Raw genomic sequence first — 15,862 nt, 5'->3', positions numbered from 1 at the left:
TTCAGATCTTATCAGCATGATGTAGAAGCACAAACTTATCCCATAACTGCTCTTCGGTTTCCTGATGGTTAGGGTCAAAGATAATGGTGTTCGTGATTGGGCAGACGGATTGACAAGTTGGCTTTTCGTAGTGCCCGATACACTCGGTACAGCGTTCAGGCTCAATTTCGTAGATCTCTGCACCCATGGTGATGGCCTGATTAGGGCATTCGGGTTCACACATATCACAATTAATGCAGCGTTTGGTAATTAGTAGTGCCATTTCAACCTCTTACATAAATTAAGCCTTTTAATTAAGGACTTAATTTTCCTCCTGATTTGTTGCTCTCGATCATCCCTTGTTATTTCATGCAATATATTTTATAAAAAATGTATCTTACAAAGAAATGATTACAACTAAATATACTGTGCAAAGAAAAACTATCTGAGATAGATGTTAACATATCAGAAAGCAATCCAGTACATTTATCATGGTATATACTTAAGCATGTTTTCAATTCATTAGAGTAAAAACATGCTTGAATACATCGTAAAACATGGTAATGATATCGTGAAAGTCTTGGGATCTATCGGGACTTTTGTTGGTATTATTCTGTCCGTATTAAAGAAGCTTTATGCAGATGTATGTGTGTTTAGAGAGAGAAAGGCAAAAAAGTACATTAAATACCTTAATGAGTACAATGTTTATTTAGATGATTTGAGTAAAGAGTATATTAAATATGAAATTGCATCTGAGATCATGTTTGATGTGACAAAGATAAAATCTGATAAATTTAGGAATATATTTATCAAGCTGAAAAAAGATGGATTGAGTCCTGAATATATAGATATTCTTAAAAAGTTGAAAGTATATATTGTCTTAAACTCTGGTGTGGTTCAAATCAATGTCAGTTCTTACTACTATTTTACTTATTGTTTTGAAAAAATATTTTCAACTTATTTTTTTACTTTAGCATTTGTTGTATTGGTTGTGTTTTTATTCAAAGTTGATGCCTTGAGTCATACTATCGGGAGTGCTTTAGATTTCTTTTTAGTCATGTTAAGTATGATTTTACTTATGGGGATTGGTATTTATCTATTAATGTTAAGCCCGTCAAAATATCAAATCCGAAAATTAAATAAGGAGTTAATTAAATATAAAATTGATTATGTTACTTTGTAGGCTGTGTTGGTTGAATTGCCATTGTATCTAAACTTAAAGTCTGTTAGATAGTGAATAGTGAGATTAATTCTGTGTGTCTTCTGGAGCTACCCCAATGAAATCAAGCTGCTTAACGGAAATTATATTACCCAATAATTATCATACGAGGGATTTTTTTGCTTTTCATCAGAGGGATGAAATGGGTATTTCTGAGATCGTACAACATAATCAAATTAAAAAAGGGATTATTTGGTATGAAAATCCGGCCCTTTTGACCATCACAATGGAAAAAAATAGGGCGAAAATACAGCTTGATATTGATGGTGATAAAGAGTGTTCTTCACAACGTGAAGCGTTATCGACGCTAGCCTCCCATATGCTTGGTTTGAAACAACCGGTTGATGTATTTGAATCTGTCTATCAATATCATCCCGTTATTGGAGAATTGGTTAACAGACAAACAGGCTTGCGCATTTATCAATCCGCGACACCTTTTGAAGCGCTTAGTTGGGCGATTATCGGGCAACAAATTAGTTTAAGCGCAGCCATTTCCATCAGGCGGCGTTTTATTCAGGCGGTAGGGCTTCAGCACTCTTCTGGGTTACTGTGTTTTCCGAATGATAAGCAGGTGATGCAATATTCTCAGCATGATCTCCGTCAGTGTGGTTTTTCTGTGAGTAAAGCGAATGCTTTATTGAATGTTTGTCAACTTATTGACTCTGGATTATTGGAACTAAATATTCCAGAAGGAGAAAATGGAGTGAAACGGTTGGCGGACAGCTTACTTGCTATCAAGGGCATTGGCATGTGGACCGTTAATTATGCCTTGCTACGAGGATTCAGTTACCTGGATGGTTCACTACATGGCGATGTTGCCGTCAGGCGTAATCTCCAATATTTGCTCAACCAGGACGATAAAGTGAGTGCGGAACAGGCAGAAAAATGGCTGGCAGATTTTTCTCCCTGGAAAGCGTTGGTGGGGGCACATTTATGGCAACAGCAATCCAGTAGTGGATATTAATACCATTCCAACTTCTTGGTTAAGTGCTTTTCGTAAAGTTTCTAAAATGGCCAGTGAAAGGACAGCGCGCATAAAATTGTTCCTTGATGCTTTTCCTGATGAGATTCAGGTTGAACCAGCAGATTGAGGCGATTGAGTATAATAGGCAGAATTTTCATAAGTAAGAGAATGGGCAGTGACAACGAAAATTTTAGTGATGAATATTGGATGCGTCGGGCGATAGATTTAGCCATGCAAGCACAAGCAAAGGGTGAAATTCCGGTTGGTGCGGTATTGGTTGCAGATAATAAGGTGATTGCTGAGGGATTTAACCATCCAATCACTGACCATGATCCTACCGCCCATGCAGAAATTATTGCGTTACGGCGGGGCGGGAGGCAATTGCAGAATTATCGTCTATTGAATACGACGCTGTATGTCACTTTAGAGCCTTGTGTCATGTGCGCAGGAGCGATGGTACACAGCCGGATACAACGGTTAGTTTATGGTGCCAGCGATATGAAAACGGGAGCGGCAGGTTCATTGCTTGATATCTTGCGCCATCCAGGCATGAATCACCAAATTGAAATTACCGGCGGTGTGCTGGCAGAAGAGTGCTCCACTATGTTGAGTGCTTTTTTCAAACAACGCAGGGAACAGCATAAGGCATTGAAAAAAATGAAAACTCAGCAACAGGAAATGCCATAGTCAGTTAGGGCTTAATGGTTGTTTCAGATTGCGTCGGTGTTTTATTCTCCGACGCTTTTTCGTGAGATTCAACATTATTGCCTGTTATTTTAGCATTTTCAGCTTGGGGAGTGCTGATTATGGTGGTATCCGTTGCCACTTCACTCTCTTCCGCTTTTTCGCGGTTGGCTTTCGCTCTAAGGTATCCTTCCAGGCTCAAATAGTAACGCCGAATATTTTCAACGTAGCGATAAGCTTCATAGCCACGGGCATAACCATAGGTTGTATTGGCGTAATATTTTTTCTTGCTGAGCAGGGGAAGACGCGTTTTAACATCTAGCCAACTGTCTGGATTACCTTTTTGCGTAGCAGTTAATTTACAGGCATCAAGAAGGTGCCCGTACCCCATGTTGTAAGCTGCAAGGGCAAACCAAATGCGCTCATCTTCAGGAATGGTTTTTGGCAAACGCGCCATCAGGTAGTGCAGATAAGCCATTCCCCCTTTTACACTCTCTTCTGGGTCCAGCCGATCGTGAATTCCAGCCCATTCTGCTGTCGGGCGAGTGAGCATCATCAAACCACGCACGCCAGTGGGTGACGTGGCTTGTGGGTCCCAATGTGACTCTTGCCATGCAATGGCTGCCACCAATTGCCAATCAAGTGAACCCGCGTATTGTTGAAAAATGGGTTGATAGGTTGGTAAGAGCGTATTGATGGCACGAATAAATGAAAGGGTATCGAAATAATCGAACGAACCGACATGGCTGAAATATTTTTCTTGTAGCCGCGATATAATACTGTTTTCAGTCAACATACTGAAGAAATCGAGCATAGCGGAGTAGAGACTATAATCGCCATTGCGTTTTAAATACCAAGTTAAAGGGCTTTCTTCACTGATATCAAAAGCCACGGCTAAATTGGGATGAATACGCTGTTGCAAGGCTAAACTGAGAGAGTCACTGATGGTATAGTTGATTTTTCCCTCGGAGAGTTGTTCGAGCAATTTCTGTGTATTCTCGTGTGGTGTTTCTTCCCAAGTTAACTCAGGATAAGACTTTTCTTTCCACTTTTTCAGTTCGCTTACATGGGTTGAGCCTGCCGTGACGATGAGTTTACCTTTTAAATCGCCAAACGAATGTGGACGTGTCGCCCCCTTGCGATAAACCAGTTGTTGTATGACTGAAGCATAGGCTGGGCCAGTGCGTGTTTGGTCCAGCCTATCTTTATTGTAGATAAGCCCGGCAGCCAGGAAATCGGCTTTATCGTTTTCCAAGTCGTCAAAAAGTTGCTTAATGTTGGGACGAAACTTAATCACAAGTTTAACTCCCAGATAATCGGCAAACCGCTTGATTAACTCATAGTCGAATCCCATTGGTTCATTTTTGTTGTTAAGAGAGATAGAGGAGAGCTGATGGTACTAACCCGCAGCTCTCCTCGTGCCAGAATTTTGTTTATCTGCTCCTGCTGTTTATTGGGCCAATTGATATTAAGGCCGATGATGGCAGCGGAGAGGAGCGTGATAATTACGATAACAAAATAATTTATCTTTATGTTATTCAAATAGTTATCTCTTTCCAGAACGATTGAGAACCGTGCGAAGTGCAAGATAATAGCATGGTTAAATTTCCAGTAATCGAGAATTTTGCGCAACAAAAGGGGGATGTGCAACCCTATTAAACCCATTTTGGCGTTTTATTGAGTCTATTATTGGGTGGATAAATCACCACGCAAACGGTTTCGTCAGAGGAAACATTCCTCTATAATGCTTGCTGTTTCCCTGAGGCATTAGTCAGGCTTTGCTTCTAAGATGAGAGAACCTATTATTATGGAAATTCTGCGTGGCTCACCCGCTTTATCGGCATTTCGTATCACTAAGCTCCTTTCCCAGTGTCAAGATCAACATCTCCCTGTTACCGACATTTATGCAGAATATGTACATTTTGCAGAAGTTAATGCCCCAATCACGGAAGATGAGCGAGAGAAATTAAATAACCTATTAAAATATGGCCCCTCTTTGGCCAAAGTTGAGCCTAAAGGACAACTCATATTAGTCACACCTCGTCCGGGTACGATATCCCCTTGGTCATCGAAAGCGACAGATATTGCCCACAATTGTGGGCTGAACCAGATTGTCCGTTTAGAGCGGGGGATTGCCTATTATATTCAAAGTATTGACATGGATGACGGGCAATGGCAAACGTTGTCGGCATTACTGCACGATCGCATGATGGAACGTGTGTTCACTCAGTTTGAACAAGTCGAAGTCCTGTTTTCTCACCAGCAACCAGCGCCGTTGAAACAGATTGATATTTTGCAATCAGGGTGGGCTGCACTGGAATCAGCAAATATTGAGCTGGGATTGGCTCTGGCTACCGATGAAATTGATTACCTGATGAAAGCTTTTCAGGCGTTGGGACGTAATCCAACGGATGTTGAGCTGTACATGTTTGCTCAGGCAAATTCTGAGCATTGTCGCCATAAAATCTTCAATGCAGATTGGGTTATTGATGGTCAGACCCAGCCTAAATCTTTGTTCAAAATGATTAAAAATACCTTTGAACAGACGCCGGATTACGTATTTTCTGCTTATAAAGATAACGCGGCGGTTATGGAAGGTTCTCATGTTGGCCGTTTTTTCCCTGATTCTGCAACCGGAATTTATGATTACCACCAGGAACCCGCCCATATCTTGATGAAAGTGGAAACCCATAACCATCCAACCGCGATTTCGCCTTGGCCTGGCGCAGCGACGGGTTCCGGTGGTGAAATTCGTGATGAAGGTGCAACCGGACGAGGCGCCAAACCGAAAGCCGGGCTGGTCGGTTTTTCAGTTTCAAACTTGAGAATTCCTGGGTTTGAACAGCCGTGGGAAGAGGATTTTGGTAAACCTGATCGCATTGTCAGTGCATTGGACATCATGCTGGAGGGTCCATTAGGCGGCGCAGCGTTTAATAATGAATTTGGGCGTCCGGCATTGCTCGGGTATTTCAGAACCTATGAAGAAAAAATTGGTTCCCATAACGGTACAGAATTGCGTGGTTATCACAAGCCCATCATGTTGGCAGGCGGGATCGGCAATATCCGTGAAGAACATATCCAGAAAGGGGATATTCCGGTCGGCGCAAAATTGATTGTGCTGGGTGGGCCAAGCATGAATATCGGTTTAGGGGGTGGTGCGGCATCTTCAATGACATCCGGTCAGTCTGATGCTGACCTGGATTTTGCCTCTGTACAGCGTGACAATGCGGAAATGGAACGTCGTTGTCAGGAAGTGATCGACAGTTGCTGGCAATTGGGGGATAAAAATCCGATTTTATTTATTCATGATGTAGGAGCGGGCGGTTTGTCAAATGCCATGCCTGAATTAGTCAGTGATGGCGGTCGAGGCGGGCGTTTTGAGTTACGTAAGATTCTTAATGATGAACCCGGCATGAGTCCATTGCAGTTATGGTGCAATGAATCCCAGGAACGTTATGTTTTGGCGGTAGCACCAGAGCAGTTAGCCCTGTTTGAAGAAATATGCCGTCGTGAACGTACTCCTTATGCGGTGGTTGGAGAAGCAACGGAAGAACAGCACTTGCTGCTAAATGACAACCATTTTGATAATCAGCCAATCGATATGCCGCTGGATGTGTTGCTCGGTAAGACGCCAAAGATGCTGAAAAATGTGCAGGTTTTGCAAGCTCAAGGGCAAAGTTTGGAGCGCAAGGGTATAGAGCTAGCAGAAGCGGTTAAACGTGTCTTGCATTTGCCCGCTGTGGCGGAAAAAACATTCCTGATTACGATAGGGGATCGCTCCATAACCGGTATGGTTGCCCGTGACCAGATGGTTGGTCCTTGGCAAATTCCAGTCGCAGATTGTGCAGTGACTACCGCCAGTTTGGACAGCTATTATGGCGAAGCCATGTCAATGGGCGAGCGAGCGCCGATTGCATTATTGGATTTTGCGGCATCAGCGCGTATGGCGGTCGGTGAAGCACTGACCAATATTGCCTCCGCTTATGTCCAGGATCTGAAACGCGTGAAGTTATCAGCTAACTGGATGTCGGCATCAGGCCATGCAGGTGAAGATGCGGGTTTGTATGCCGCCGTCAAGGCAGTGGGTGAGGAGTTGTGCCCAGCCTTGGGATTAACCATTCCGGTTGGCAAGGATTCGATGTCAATGAAAACCCGCTGGCGTCAAAATGAGGAAGTGCGTGAAATGACGTCACCACTTTCATTGGTTATCAGTGCGTTTGCGCGAGTAGAAGATGTGCGCTGTACCGTGACGCCGGAGTTATCTACTGAAGATGACAATGCGTTGCTGCTGATCGATCTGGGTAAAGGGCAAAATGCGCTGGGTGGAACAGCATTGGCGCAGGTTTATCGCCAACTGGGAGATAAAACCGCAGATGTTCGCAGCGTCGAGCAATTAGCCGGTTTCTTTAATGCGATCCAGCACTTGATTTCAGAACAAAAATTGCTGGCTTACCATGACCGTTCGGATGGTGGGTTATTGGTGACATTAGCTGAAATGGCTTTTGCCGGCTATTGCGGCTTGCATGTCGATATCAGTGCATTTGATGAAGATATCTTGGCCGCATTATTTAATGAAGAACTGGGAGCGGTGATTCAAATTCGTGAGACTGACAGGGAGCAAATTGAAAACCTGTTGGCAGATTATGGATTAAATGAATGTGTGCACTATCTGGGTAAGGCCCGGGCAGGCGATGATTTTGTGATTTCCAGTGGCAATATGGACGTTTATCGTCAGAAACGCAGCACATTGCGCTTATGGTGGGCAGAAACAACGTGGCAAATGCAGCGTCTGCGTGATAATCCAGAGTGCGCAGATCAAGAACATCAGGCAAAACAAGATGTGAATGATCCGGGCTTGAATGTGGAGTTAACCTTCAATCCTGCGGAAGATATTGCTGCTTGTTATATTGCAAAACAAGTGCGTCCGCGCGTTGCTGTATTGCGTGAGCAGGGCGTTAACTCCCATGTTGAGATGGCGGCGGCATTCCACCGGGCAGGCTTTGAGGCGGTGGATGTTCATATGAGTGACTTATTGGAGGGGCGGATCACATTAGATCAATTCCAAACATTGGTTGCTTGTGGTGGCTTCTCATATGGAGATGTGCTTGGTGCGGGTGAAGGTTGGGCAAAATCCATTCTGTTTAATTCACGGGTACGTGATGATTTTGCGAATTTCTTCGCAAGGCCGGATACCCTAGCTCTTGGCGTATGTAACGGATGTCAGATGATATCTAACCTGCATGAGTTGATCCCTGGCACAGAACACTGGCCGCGCTTTGTCCGTAACCGTTCAGAACGCTATGAAGCCCGCTTTAGCTTAGTGGAAGTGGCAAACAGCCCTTCATTGTTCCTGAAAGATATGGCAGGTTCTCGCTTGCCGATCGCCGTGGCTCATGGTGAAGGGCAGGTGGAGTTTAGAAACGACCTGAGTTTGATGGAGCTTGAAAAGCATCAGCAAGTCGCATTGCGTTTTGTGGATAACTACGGTTCAGTGACAGAAAACTATCCGGCAAACCCGAATGGTTCTGTGAACGGCATTACTTCTGTGACCAGCCTTGACGGAAGAGTCACCGTGATGATGCCTCATCCTGAAAGGGTATTCCGCACTGTTAGCAACTCCTGGCATCCTAAAAAATGGGGAGAAGATAGTCCGTGGATGCGCATTTTCCGTAATGCACGCAAACAATTAGGTTAATGGCAAAGGCCCTGAAAATGCATCAGGGCCTTTATGTATATAGAAAAACTATTTAGATATCGTAAAGAAGTAAAAAACCGCCTTCTATGAAGGCGGTTTTTTACTTTCAATGTGAGTTATAATTCGTCATTCCGCAGCTATGCCTGTAATATACTGATTTTTAAATGATTGCATGAATTTCATGCATATTTTTATTTTTAATTAAAACAATAAATTACGAATGCGGTGCGGAATGTCGGATAATTAGCGTCAAGTTGAGTGCGTGAATAATGGCCTAAGGAATAGCATTTGAAAATTTTAAAATAGGCCACTATAAAAATGGCCTATAGTTTCAAAGGGTTTTTATCTTAATTTGAAAGTAAGATAATTTTACGCATGTAATAAGTTTATAACCTGTAAAATAATAGTTGGAAAATATAAAAATCAAAATACTAATAGGTAACATAAATATCAAGAAAACAATAACAATATAATATAATGCATCAGGATGTTGTATTACGGTGGCTATAAAAACAATAAACATACAGATTAACATTGCTCTTAATGATGAAAAAGAATCATCGGATGTTTTCATTATCCAAGCAAGAAAATCCCCATCAGTTTTTTCTCTTTCAAATGAGAAATGTCTAATTAAAGTTAATTGTTCTTTAAATGTAAATGTTTTTATAATTAATTTTCTGAGTTTAGTGTCTTTCTCGATATGGATTTTTTTTCTTTTTTTATTTATCGGTTGACTAGAGTGATGCTCTGAACTAGGTTCGAAAAATATTCTGTTGGTGAAAGCAAAAAAAAACAGTTTTATCCCTATAGCATAACTGCATCCGATGTTTTTAGCTTGATTTAATATTGCCCAAAAGGAGGAGGCTAAGTAGATAAAGAAAAGGTAATTGATCCAATGTGCTTTGGAGGGAACCATCTATACCCATCGTAATTGAAGATGCTTGATTTTTGATTCTCATCAGATCAATATTACCATGAAAATTACGCTGACAGGATACTCAAAAAGAAGCCCTCGAATTGATGCATGATACGACCCGTGATGGGCGTGTACGTGATCGCATCAAGGCTGTCCTGTTGGCGTCGGAGGGCTGGACTGCCAGATGATTGCGCAAGCCCTGCGTATCCATGAAGGCACGGTCAGCCGCCATCTGAAGGATTACTTCGCTGAGGAAAAACTGTCTCCTGAAAACGGCGGTTCTGAAAGCCGTTTATCTGCCGAACAAACAACAGCGTTAGTTGAACATCTGACGATAAATTTGATGCATACCACCGCGCAAATTGTGGCTTATGTCTGGACTCGCTGGCAGGTTGCTTTTACGGTGGCCGGGATGACGAAATGGCTTCACCGTCAGGGGTTCAGCGACAAAAAGCCGATGGGGACGCCTCATAAATTCGATGAAGATAGACAGCAACAATTTATTAAGACCTACAACGCGCTGAAAGGACACCTGTGGCCAAAAAAATGAGCCGATTTTGTTTATTGATGCCGTGCATCCTACCCCAGTCCACAAAATTAAGTTCCGGCTGGATGAAGCGCGGCAGGGAGGCAGGTTAAAATAGTCAAAACCACCGGCAGTCGTACCCTGTCTTTTAGTCACATCTCAAATTACGAGCAAATGACCGCAATTTGTAGAATATACCCAACTGATTTTAAAGGAAATATTTTCCAATGCTGTCTCTATAAGTTTAAAATAATTCATATAAAACAGCAGGATACAAAGTTGTGTATAAGAGACAGCCGGCAGTCGTACCCGGCTTAACATCATGGGGGCACTCAATTTGCAACGAATTGAAGACACCATTATTCGTGAATATCCGACGATTAATGCGAAAAATGTCGTCCTGTTTTTCGGCGAAATTCGGAAAACTTACCCGCTTTCACAAAAAATCCACCTTGTTCTGGATGGTGCGGGTTATCACCGTTCTGAAATAGTTCAATTTTTTGCCGAAGTGTTAAATATTGAGTTGCACTATCTACCGCCTTATAGCCCGAATCTCAATCCTATTGAGCGAATGGGAAATACGTGAACGAACAAGTGCGAAATAACGTCTATTTCCCGGATGCCAAAACCTTCCGTGAAACCCTTCATCATTTTTTTCATGTCACGTTGCCAAAAAAAGCCAGTGAGCTTATTACCCTGTTGACTGATAATTTCCAAATCCTAAAACCTGCATCTTCAAGTTAATTGCGTATATATCATTACTGGTAAATACCCTTATACCAATATACCGATTATTGGTATAAGCCAGCTTAATAATCAGACCTGTATATGTGCAGGGATAATAGATTCCTGCATGGGAGCCTGTACGCCTGATTGCATGGGTAGCTGCTTGTTACCCATTATCTAATAAAATTTACTTAAAGATATTATTATGAAATTACCTCATGATTTAACTGAAAAAGAGTTTGGGGCTCTGCAGCAAAAAGCTGAAGAGAAATATGATTCACGGATATCACGCTATATGCTTCGTCGATCGCTTGCCGTGATATCTAATTATCTGGAAAACTATAACCGAGTATTCGCTCTACGCACTGATCTTAGGTTTGCTCAGTCCCATGTGCCAGATGAGCCAGATATGCCGACATGCTTTCAGAAAGATGATGAGAAAGCCATCACTCGGGCTATAGAATCCCTTAAAAGCCAGTTACGGGAAGAACACAAGCGTTCTGGCAGGGCTGGTGAGCCTACACCACTCGGCTATATAGAAAAGCGCTTAAGTTAGCACAATCCCGCATTTCCAGATTTCAAAAAGTTATTTAGTATCTGGTGTCTTGACCAGTTAGACGATGATACCAGTGAATTCACTTCTGGGAATGCTTTAGTCAATGATTATGGCCATCAACTTCGGCTTTTGGCACAGAGCGAACTTTCATTGACGCCATGCCAGTGTCGATGCAATCGCTCGCCTGGACGTTCAGATTATTCTGTCCAGCGCTGGCAATTCATCACCACTGGCTACGCGGGCAGCTCCACATCTGCTGGCAACCGTTTAAGGTGGGGGCACACTGTGCCTCTGAAAGTATCTATACCTCCCGGAGTTCCCCCTCCATAATGAGTAATTTGTGCCATGATTTTTTATACCCCTTGAAATCGAAAACGGGATTTATTTTTTTGAACGCGCTGACCGCCGTGAATTCAGCAATTTTGTCTGTTTTCCTCTCAGTGCAAAAAAAAATCATTTTGAGTATGTAAAATCATCCTTGATTTAAAACTATCAGTAGTAGGAACGATTAACTCAGTTGCCAGGGCGTCTTATCGCACAGCATTTGTATCAAAAGTTCAGAAGATCACTTGGGCGGCCAACATTAGTTCCTGCTAAAGCCTCAATCTTGGATTGAGCATAGGCAATAGGAGATGCTCCACTTAAAACGAGCCACGATACAATCTCGGGATTCGCTATCGAAGTGAACTGGGCAAAATTATCGATGTTTTCTTTGGCTAGTAATACGCGTTTGAGGTGTTTCTTGAGTTTATCTGGTTTGCCCTTTATGTCATCACCTTGATATTCAGATAGTTGCGAGGCAACTTCTGAGTAATTACGAGCAAGTGAGAGGTCCTTACATTCGATAACGAGAATTTGATTGCGGTCTGAGCGCCAGGCAAGAAGATCAATATCCCCCGGATCACCGGGTAGATTCCTGCGAAGAATTTCAGGGAAGCCTATGCCACGTCGAACTGTCCAGCCTGTTTCACGAAGTTCTCTCTCCAAAGTTTTTTCGAATGTGTGTCCTTCCCGCGCTCCACCTAACCAAGTGTCTCTCATGCCCTCTGTGCGAAAGAAGTCACGCTTAAATTGCCCAGTGTATGCACCATCGAAAACGTATTTAAGGGACAGGTTCAAGAGTCCTGGTGCGATAACAATTAGTGGATCGTGACTCTCTTCAATCTGTAACAAGGGACGTACAGCAACTGAAAGGCGTCGGCCAAACCTCCAGGGATATATATCAGAAAGGTCAAATCCATCGGGCACCACATCCCATTTCGGACGCGCGCTGAGGATAAACTGGTTGAGGAACGCATCAATAATTTCATCTGCGAGCCCAGCCGATTTAGCAGCATCCGCTAATTGGCTTCTTCTCATCTCGAAGATCGCTGATTCTTGCTCTATTCCGATGGACTCAAGGAACTGGATAAATCGCATTCCATCATCGAGAGTAAAGCCCATTTCTGCTTTCCAGAATGCAAGGAAAATATCGGTTTCGTCCTCGGTCGTTTCAGCCGCAACACTATCTTGTTTGTTATTCTCATCATCCCCTCCGGCAGTTTTCACATAGTGTTGCTCGAATTGTGCCGCTTGTTCCTCAAACCGTTCGTTAGTAACTTTTGAAAGCATCGGTTCAAGCACCATTTTGCCGAGTTCATCGCGAAAGAGGAGATCACCTAAGGGGGAGATGCGAATATCAGCAGGCAAAGCACCGAAACGTACGGCATCTGACATACCACCTATGCGAAAAAGCAGTGATGCCCGTGCAAGAAGTTTGCTGAGTGCCATATCAGAAGGTTCAATTCCGCCGCTTGTCGGGCACACACAGATGGCCAGTTCAATGATTAGCCGGGAAGTTAACGCTGCGCCCGCATAACGACTCATTTCTTGAGCTATCATCTCTTCGACAGCCTCTTCTCCTGCATGCAAGCCAAGGACCGCTGCTGCAGTACTACGCCAGTACGCCTCTTCACAACGTGCCTTTACAACGTTTTCAAGTAATCGCATTACTGTCTGTTTACGGTCAAATCTTGAAAGTTCGCTTTGTAAGTCTTGGATCAGCACATCAACCACATCATTAAGGAGCTTTCCAACTGCCTTTTTACCCTGATATCGTGATGGTGCATCTGCCGAAACAGCACGCCATGCTAGCTCAATTCGGGCTGCGGCTGAGTCGATATCTTCAATAGCTAAAAGGCGTTTAGTTAGTGAACGGCCTAAATACTGGTTGAAGTCATATGCCTGCATTATGTGGAAGCTGCGCGCTCTGTCATTGGGCACCGCTATCTGCTCAACAGCGACTCCTTTGTCCACTGGCTCTTTCATCCGAAGAAGTGTGGCAAACGCCGTACCGAGTGCGCGCACCAGAGCTCGTTCTGCACGGTTATCCGGTAGACGAAAACCTGCAAGATACCCATCTTGAAGAACCACGCGAATCGCCCCATGCTCATGGATTCGTTCAAGTCGCCAAAATGTATTCATATCATCAGGAAATTTCTCACCATCAAATCGGTCGATATTGTCGTTACCATCAAAATGCAGATACACCTTTAATGATTTTTTTATTGGTTGTTTACTCAAGACCTCCAGTGCCTCGCCAATCCGCCCAATCCATGTTCGAACCATTTTGGCAAGCTCAACGAGGAGCATCCAATCTTCCATTTCTGGGGCTTCGAGCGTTACCCAAAGATTACCCTGCCCCTCATATACACAGGTCAGCCGTTGCGCTTCAAGATCATCAATTGATGCGTAGCACTTGCTCTCACGCTCGGTGGGAAAGAAATCTTCTGCCGAAGGCCTCATCACTCGATGCCATTTACCATTGTTGTCACTAATGCGATGCCGGTCATATCCTGTGTCTGCCGCTATTCGTATATCACGGAGTAAATTCGTGGGAATCATTAACATTAGCGGGTGTTCCGGCGTGATACGGTCATCTGGTAACTGGCCATGAGGAACCATATGGCCATCATTGGCGCGTATCCACCCAAGAAGATTGAGAGTTCCGCTCATATTGATGAACCGAACACCAGCTTGCCTGATCGTTTCGACTGCGTCTTGCACACGCCAGAAGGCAATTGGTGACATATCGGGTAATGCCCCGAACCGGACAAAGTCCGCACCAGACATCCATTCAAATTGCCAACCATCTGGCAGTTGGGGAGGCACACCCACAAGACCCGCCCCCCACCCACATTCTACGCGCACGACTATGCCACGCTGAAAGCCGGGTTGTTTGGCGAGGTCAACTGTAATTTGTTCAACAGAGTTATCTAGAAATTGCGTGGTCTCCTCATCAAGCTGTAGCAAGTTGTTGAAACTGGTATCGGCGTATTGCTGTATGGAAGGCAAGACGAACTGAAGTACCATCAAATGACCAGCATCCACGACGGAGGTTACCATCGTTGTTCGGCTCATTTTGTACTTCTGCCATGTCAGTCTTCTTAACCTTCTGCCATTGCCGAAGACTGGCATCTCGGAGAAGGTACGGCTATAGACGTTAGCTAACGCTTTGTCTAGCTCGCTCAATTCTTCTGTGCGCTTTGCAAATGTTATCACTGCCTGGCGAATTGCAATGGTCATGGCGGTAGGAAGTACAACCACAATACCATCGCGTGTGCGGAGCAATGGCCGTTGTTCAAGCATTCCCTCCCCAGGGACCTGATTTCCAAGCGTGCTTATATGAGAGGGTTCAAGAATGAAAGGTGCTAAGTCAGCGAGTTTGATCCCCTCAGCTCGAAGAGAACGCTCGGACAACGTTACCCTTGAACAGAGCGTTTTCTCATCAAGACCAGCGGTGTCAAGAGAGTCAGGGAATTCGTCTGCGCCTTCCTGAAAACGATGAAGGCCAGAGCGAGCACAAATGGCATCTGAGAGACGGAGAATTGCCTGTATAGCGAGTTTCAGCGAGCGATAGCGGTGCGTATCCGGCATGTCGGATACAATTTCGACCATTAATTGTGTATAAAAACCTGCTGCCTCCCAAACCCCCTCTAGCACACGGTAATCACCTTTTTTATTATCAACAAGGGCGACGAAGACGTCCTCAGCAGGATCTTCTCCAACGATACTACTCGACTCCCCAATAGCTACATACCAGCGTTTCACGTCATCGATATTTGCTATCTGCTGACCTTTGCAGTGAATTAGTGCAAGGCTCGCCAGGAGTTCGAAGCGCAAACACTGAGATTGGTGTGCCGGGAGAGTAAGAAGGCTGGCGAGTAAAGCTACTGTGCTGTCACGCTCAAAATTGACAAACTCAGTGACAACCAATGCGTTGCTCTTTGCTATGTCATCAAATGAGCATTCAAGCGTTATTCCATCAGCCTGCTCGTCCATTTCTTCAAACAAGGTAAGTACATCCATATGAGAGAGATGCTCGTTCACGGGAACTCCTGGCTAAACGTTTTTCAACTTGGATTGAGGACTAATAGCGGAGATGATAACTTTAAGTCAATGTAAAACAGAAGTTTTTCTGATTTTAGTCTCTTTTCCCATACCTTTTTAAGATGACTATTATCCATAAGCAGCATTTTGAAATTTTTTCCGACTCTTGTTGGTTTTAGTTCGTATTTTTAATTCAACCAAACAGCCCCCTTCAAAGCAGTACAGGACA

8 protein-coding genes and 3 pseudogenes are annotated in these 15,862 nt (G+C 43.9%); 7 read left to right on the top strand and 4 right to left on the bottom strand.

Going from position 1 to position 15,862, the window contains the following annotated elements; all coding sequences use genetic code 11:
• Nucleotide 1: 1 nt before the first annotated feature.
• Nucleotides 2–262, bottom strand: coding sequence for a YfhL family 4Fe-4S dicluster ferredoxin (locus ACSJJG_RS05065; protein ID WP_481088707.1), 261 nt, complete (start codon nucleotides 260–262; stop codon nucleotides 2–4).
• 252 nt (nucleotides 263–514) lie between these two features.
• On the opposite strand from ACSJJG_RS05065, the gene ACSJJG_RS05060 reads away from it, so the two are divergent.
• From ACSJJG_RS05060 to tadA, 3 genes are all read left to right on the top strand, one after another.
• Nucleotides 515–1,162 (top strand): hypothetical protein, encoded by a 648-nt coding sequence (locus ACSJJG_RS05060; RefSeq protein ID WP_481088706.1) that lies wholly within the window; start codon nucleotides 515–517, stop codon nucleotides 1,160–1,162.
• A gap of 178 nt (nucleotides 1,163–1,340) precedes the next feature.
• Complete coding sequence (locus ACSJJG_RS05055) at nucleotides 1,341–2,162, top strand: DNA-3-methyladenine glycosylase family protein (protein WP_481088705.1); 822 nt, start codon at nucleotides 1,341–1,343, stop codon at nucleotides 2,160–2,162.
• A gap of 168 nt (nucleotides 2,163–2,330) precedes the next feature.
• Complete coding sequence (tadA, locus tag ACSJJG_RS05050) at nucleotides 2,331–2,849, top strand: tRNA adenosine(34) deaminase TadA (protein WP_481088704.1); 519 nt, start codon at nucleotides 2,331–2,333, stop codon at nucleotides 2,847–2,849.
• Nucleotides 2,850–2,853: 4 nt separating this feature from the next.
• On the opposite strand, the pseudogene mltF reads toward tadA, so the two are convergent.
• A pseudogene (mltF, locus tag ACSJJG_RS05045) lies at nucleotides 2,854–4,388 on the bottom strand (membrane-bound lytic murein transglycosylase MltF).
• A 265-nt stretch (nucleotides 4,389–4,653) separates the two neighbouring features.
• Between mltF and purL the strand changes: the two are divergent.
• Nucleotides 4,654–8,541, top strand: a complete 3,888-nt coding sequence (gene purL / locus ACSJJG_RS05040; RefSeq protein WP_481090382.1) for a phosphoribosylformylglycinamidine synthase — start codon at nucleotides 4,654–4,656, stop codon at nucleotides 8,539–8,541.
• A 331-nt stretch (nucleotides 8,542–8,872) separates the two neighbouring features.
• Here the strand turns inward: purL and ACSJJG_RS05035 are convergent, their stop codons facing one another.
• On the bottom strand, nucleotides 8,873–9,457 hold the full coding sequence (locus ACSJJG_RS05035; protein WP_189760421.1) for a hypothetical protein: 585 nt from the start codon (nucleotides 9,455–9,457) through the stop codon (nucleotides 8,873–8,875).
• A gap of 58 nt (nucleotides 9,458–9,515) precedes the next feature.
• Between ACSJJG_RS05035 and ACSJJG_RS05030 the strand changes: the two are divergent.
• The 3 genes and pseudogenes from ACSJJG_RS05030 to ACSJJG_RS05020 form a co-directional block, all read left to right on the top strand.
• Nucleotides 9,516–10,124: pseudogene (locus tag ACSJJG_RS05030) on the top strand (winged helix-turn-helix domain-containing protein); the annotation flags it as partial.
• Between the two features lie 151 nt (nucleotides 10,125–10,275).
• Nucleotides 10,276–10,727 (top strand): annotated as a pseudogene (locus ACSJJG_RS05025) (IS630 family transposase); the annotation flags it as partial.
• A gap of 187 nt (nucleotides 10,728–10,914) precedes the next feature.
• Nucleotides 10,915–11,265: a YagK/YfjJ domain-containing protein gene (locus ACSJJG_RS05020; protein WP_223281772.1), complete on the top strand. Its 351-nt coding sequence runs from the start codon at nucleotides 10,915–10,917 to the stop codon at nucleotides 11,263–11,265.
• A 549-nt stretch (nucleotides 11,266–11,814) separates the two neighbouring features.
• Here the strand turns inward: ACSJJG_RS05020 and upx are convergent.
• The gene (gene upx / locus ACSJJG_RS05015) at nucleotides 11,815–15,633 is read right to left on the bottom strand and encodes an anti-phage protein Upx (protein ID WP_189760425.1); all 3,819 of its coding nucleotides are present in this window, start codon (nucleotides 15,631–15,633) and stop codon (nucleotides 11,815–11,817) included.
• Nucleotides 15,634–15,862 lie beyond the last annotated feature (229 nt).

This window comes from Xenorhabdus sp. SGI 60 (genome assembly GCF_056632175.1).
The sequence above is the reverse complement of the archived record's forward strand: the minus strand, read 5'-3'. Positions and strand labels throughout refer to the sequence as shown.

Excerpts from the sequence above, each read along its gene's own strand:
- purL (WP_481090382.1), top strand. The coding sequence starts at position 4,654 with ATGGAAATTCTGCGTGGCTCACCCGCTTTATCGGCATTTCGTATCACT.
- ACSJJG_RS05035 (WP_189760421.1), bottom strand. The coding sequence starts at position 9,457 with ATGGTTCCCTCCAAAGCACATTGGATCAATTACCTTTTCTTTATCTAC.
- ACSJJG_RS05055 (WP_481088705.1), top strand. The coding sequence starts at position 1,341 with ATGGGTATTTCTGAGATCGTACAACATAATCAAATTAAAAAAGGGATT.
- ACSJJG_RS05060 (WP_481088706.1), top strand. The coding sequence starts at position 515 with ATGCTTGAATACATCGTAAAACATGGTAATGATATCGTGAAAGTCTTG.
- ACSJJG_RS05020 (WP_223281772.1), top strand. The coding sequence starts at position 10,915 with ATGAAATTACCTCATGATTTAACTGAAAAAGAGTTTGGGGCTCTGCAG.
- tadA (WP_481088704.1), top strand. The coding sequence starts at position 2,331 with ATGGGCAGTGACAACGAAAATTTTAGTGATGAATATTGGATGCGTCGG.
- ACSJJG_RS05065 (WP_481088707.1), bottom strand. The coding sequence starts at position 262 with ATGGCACTACTAATTACCAAACGCTGCATTAATTGTGATATGTGTGAA.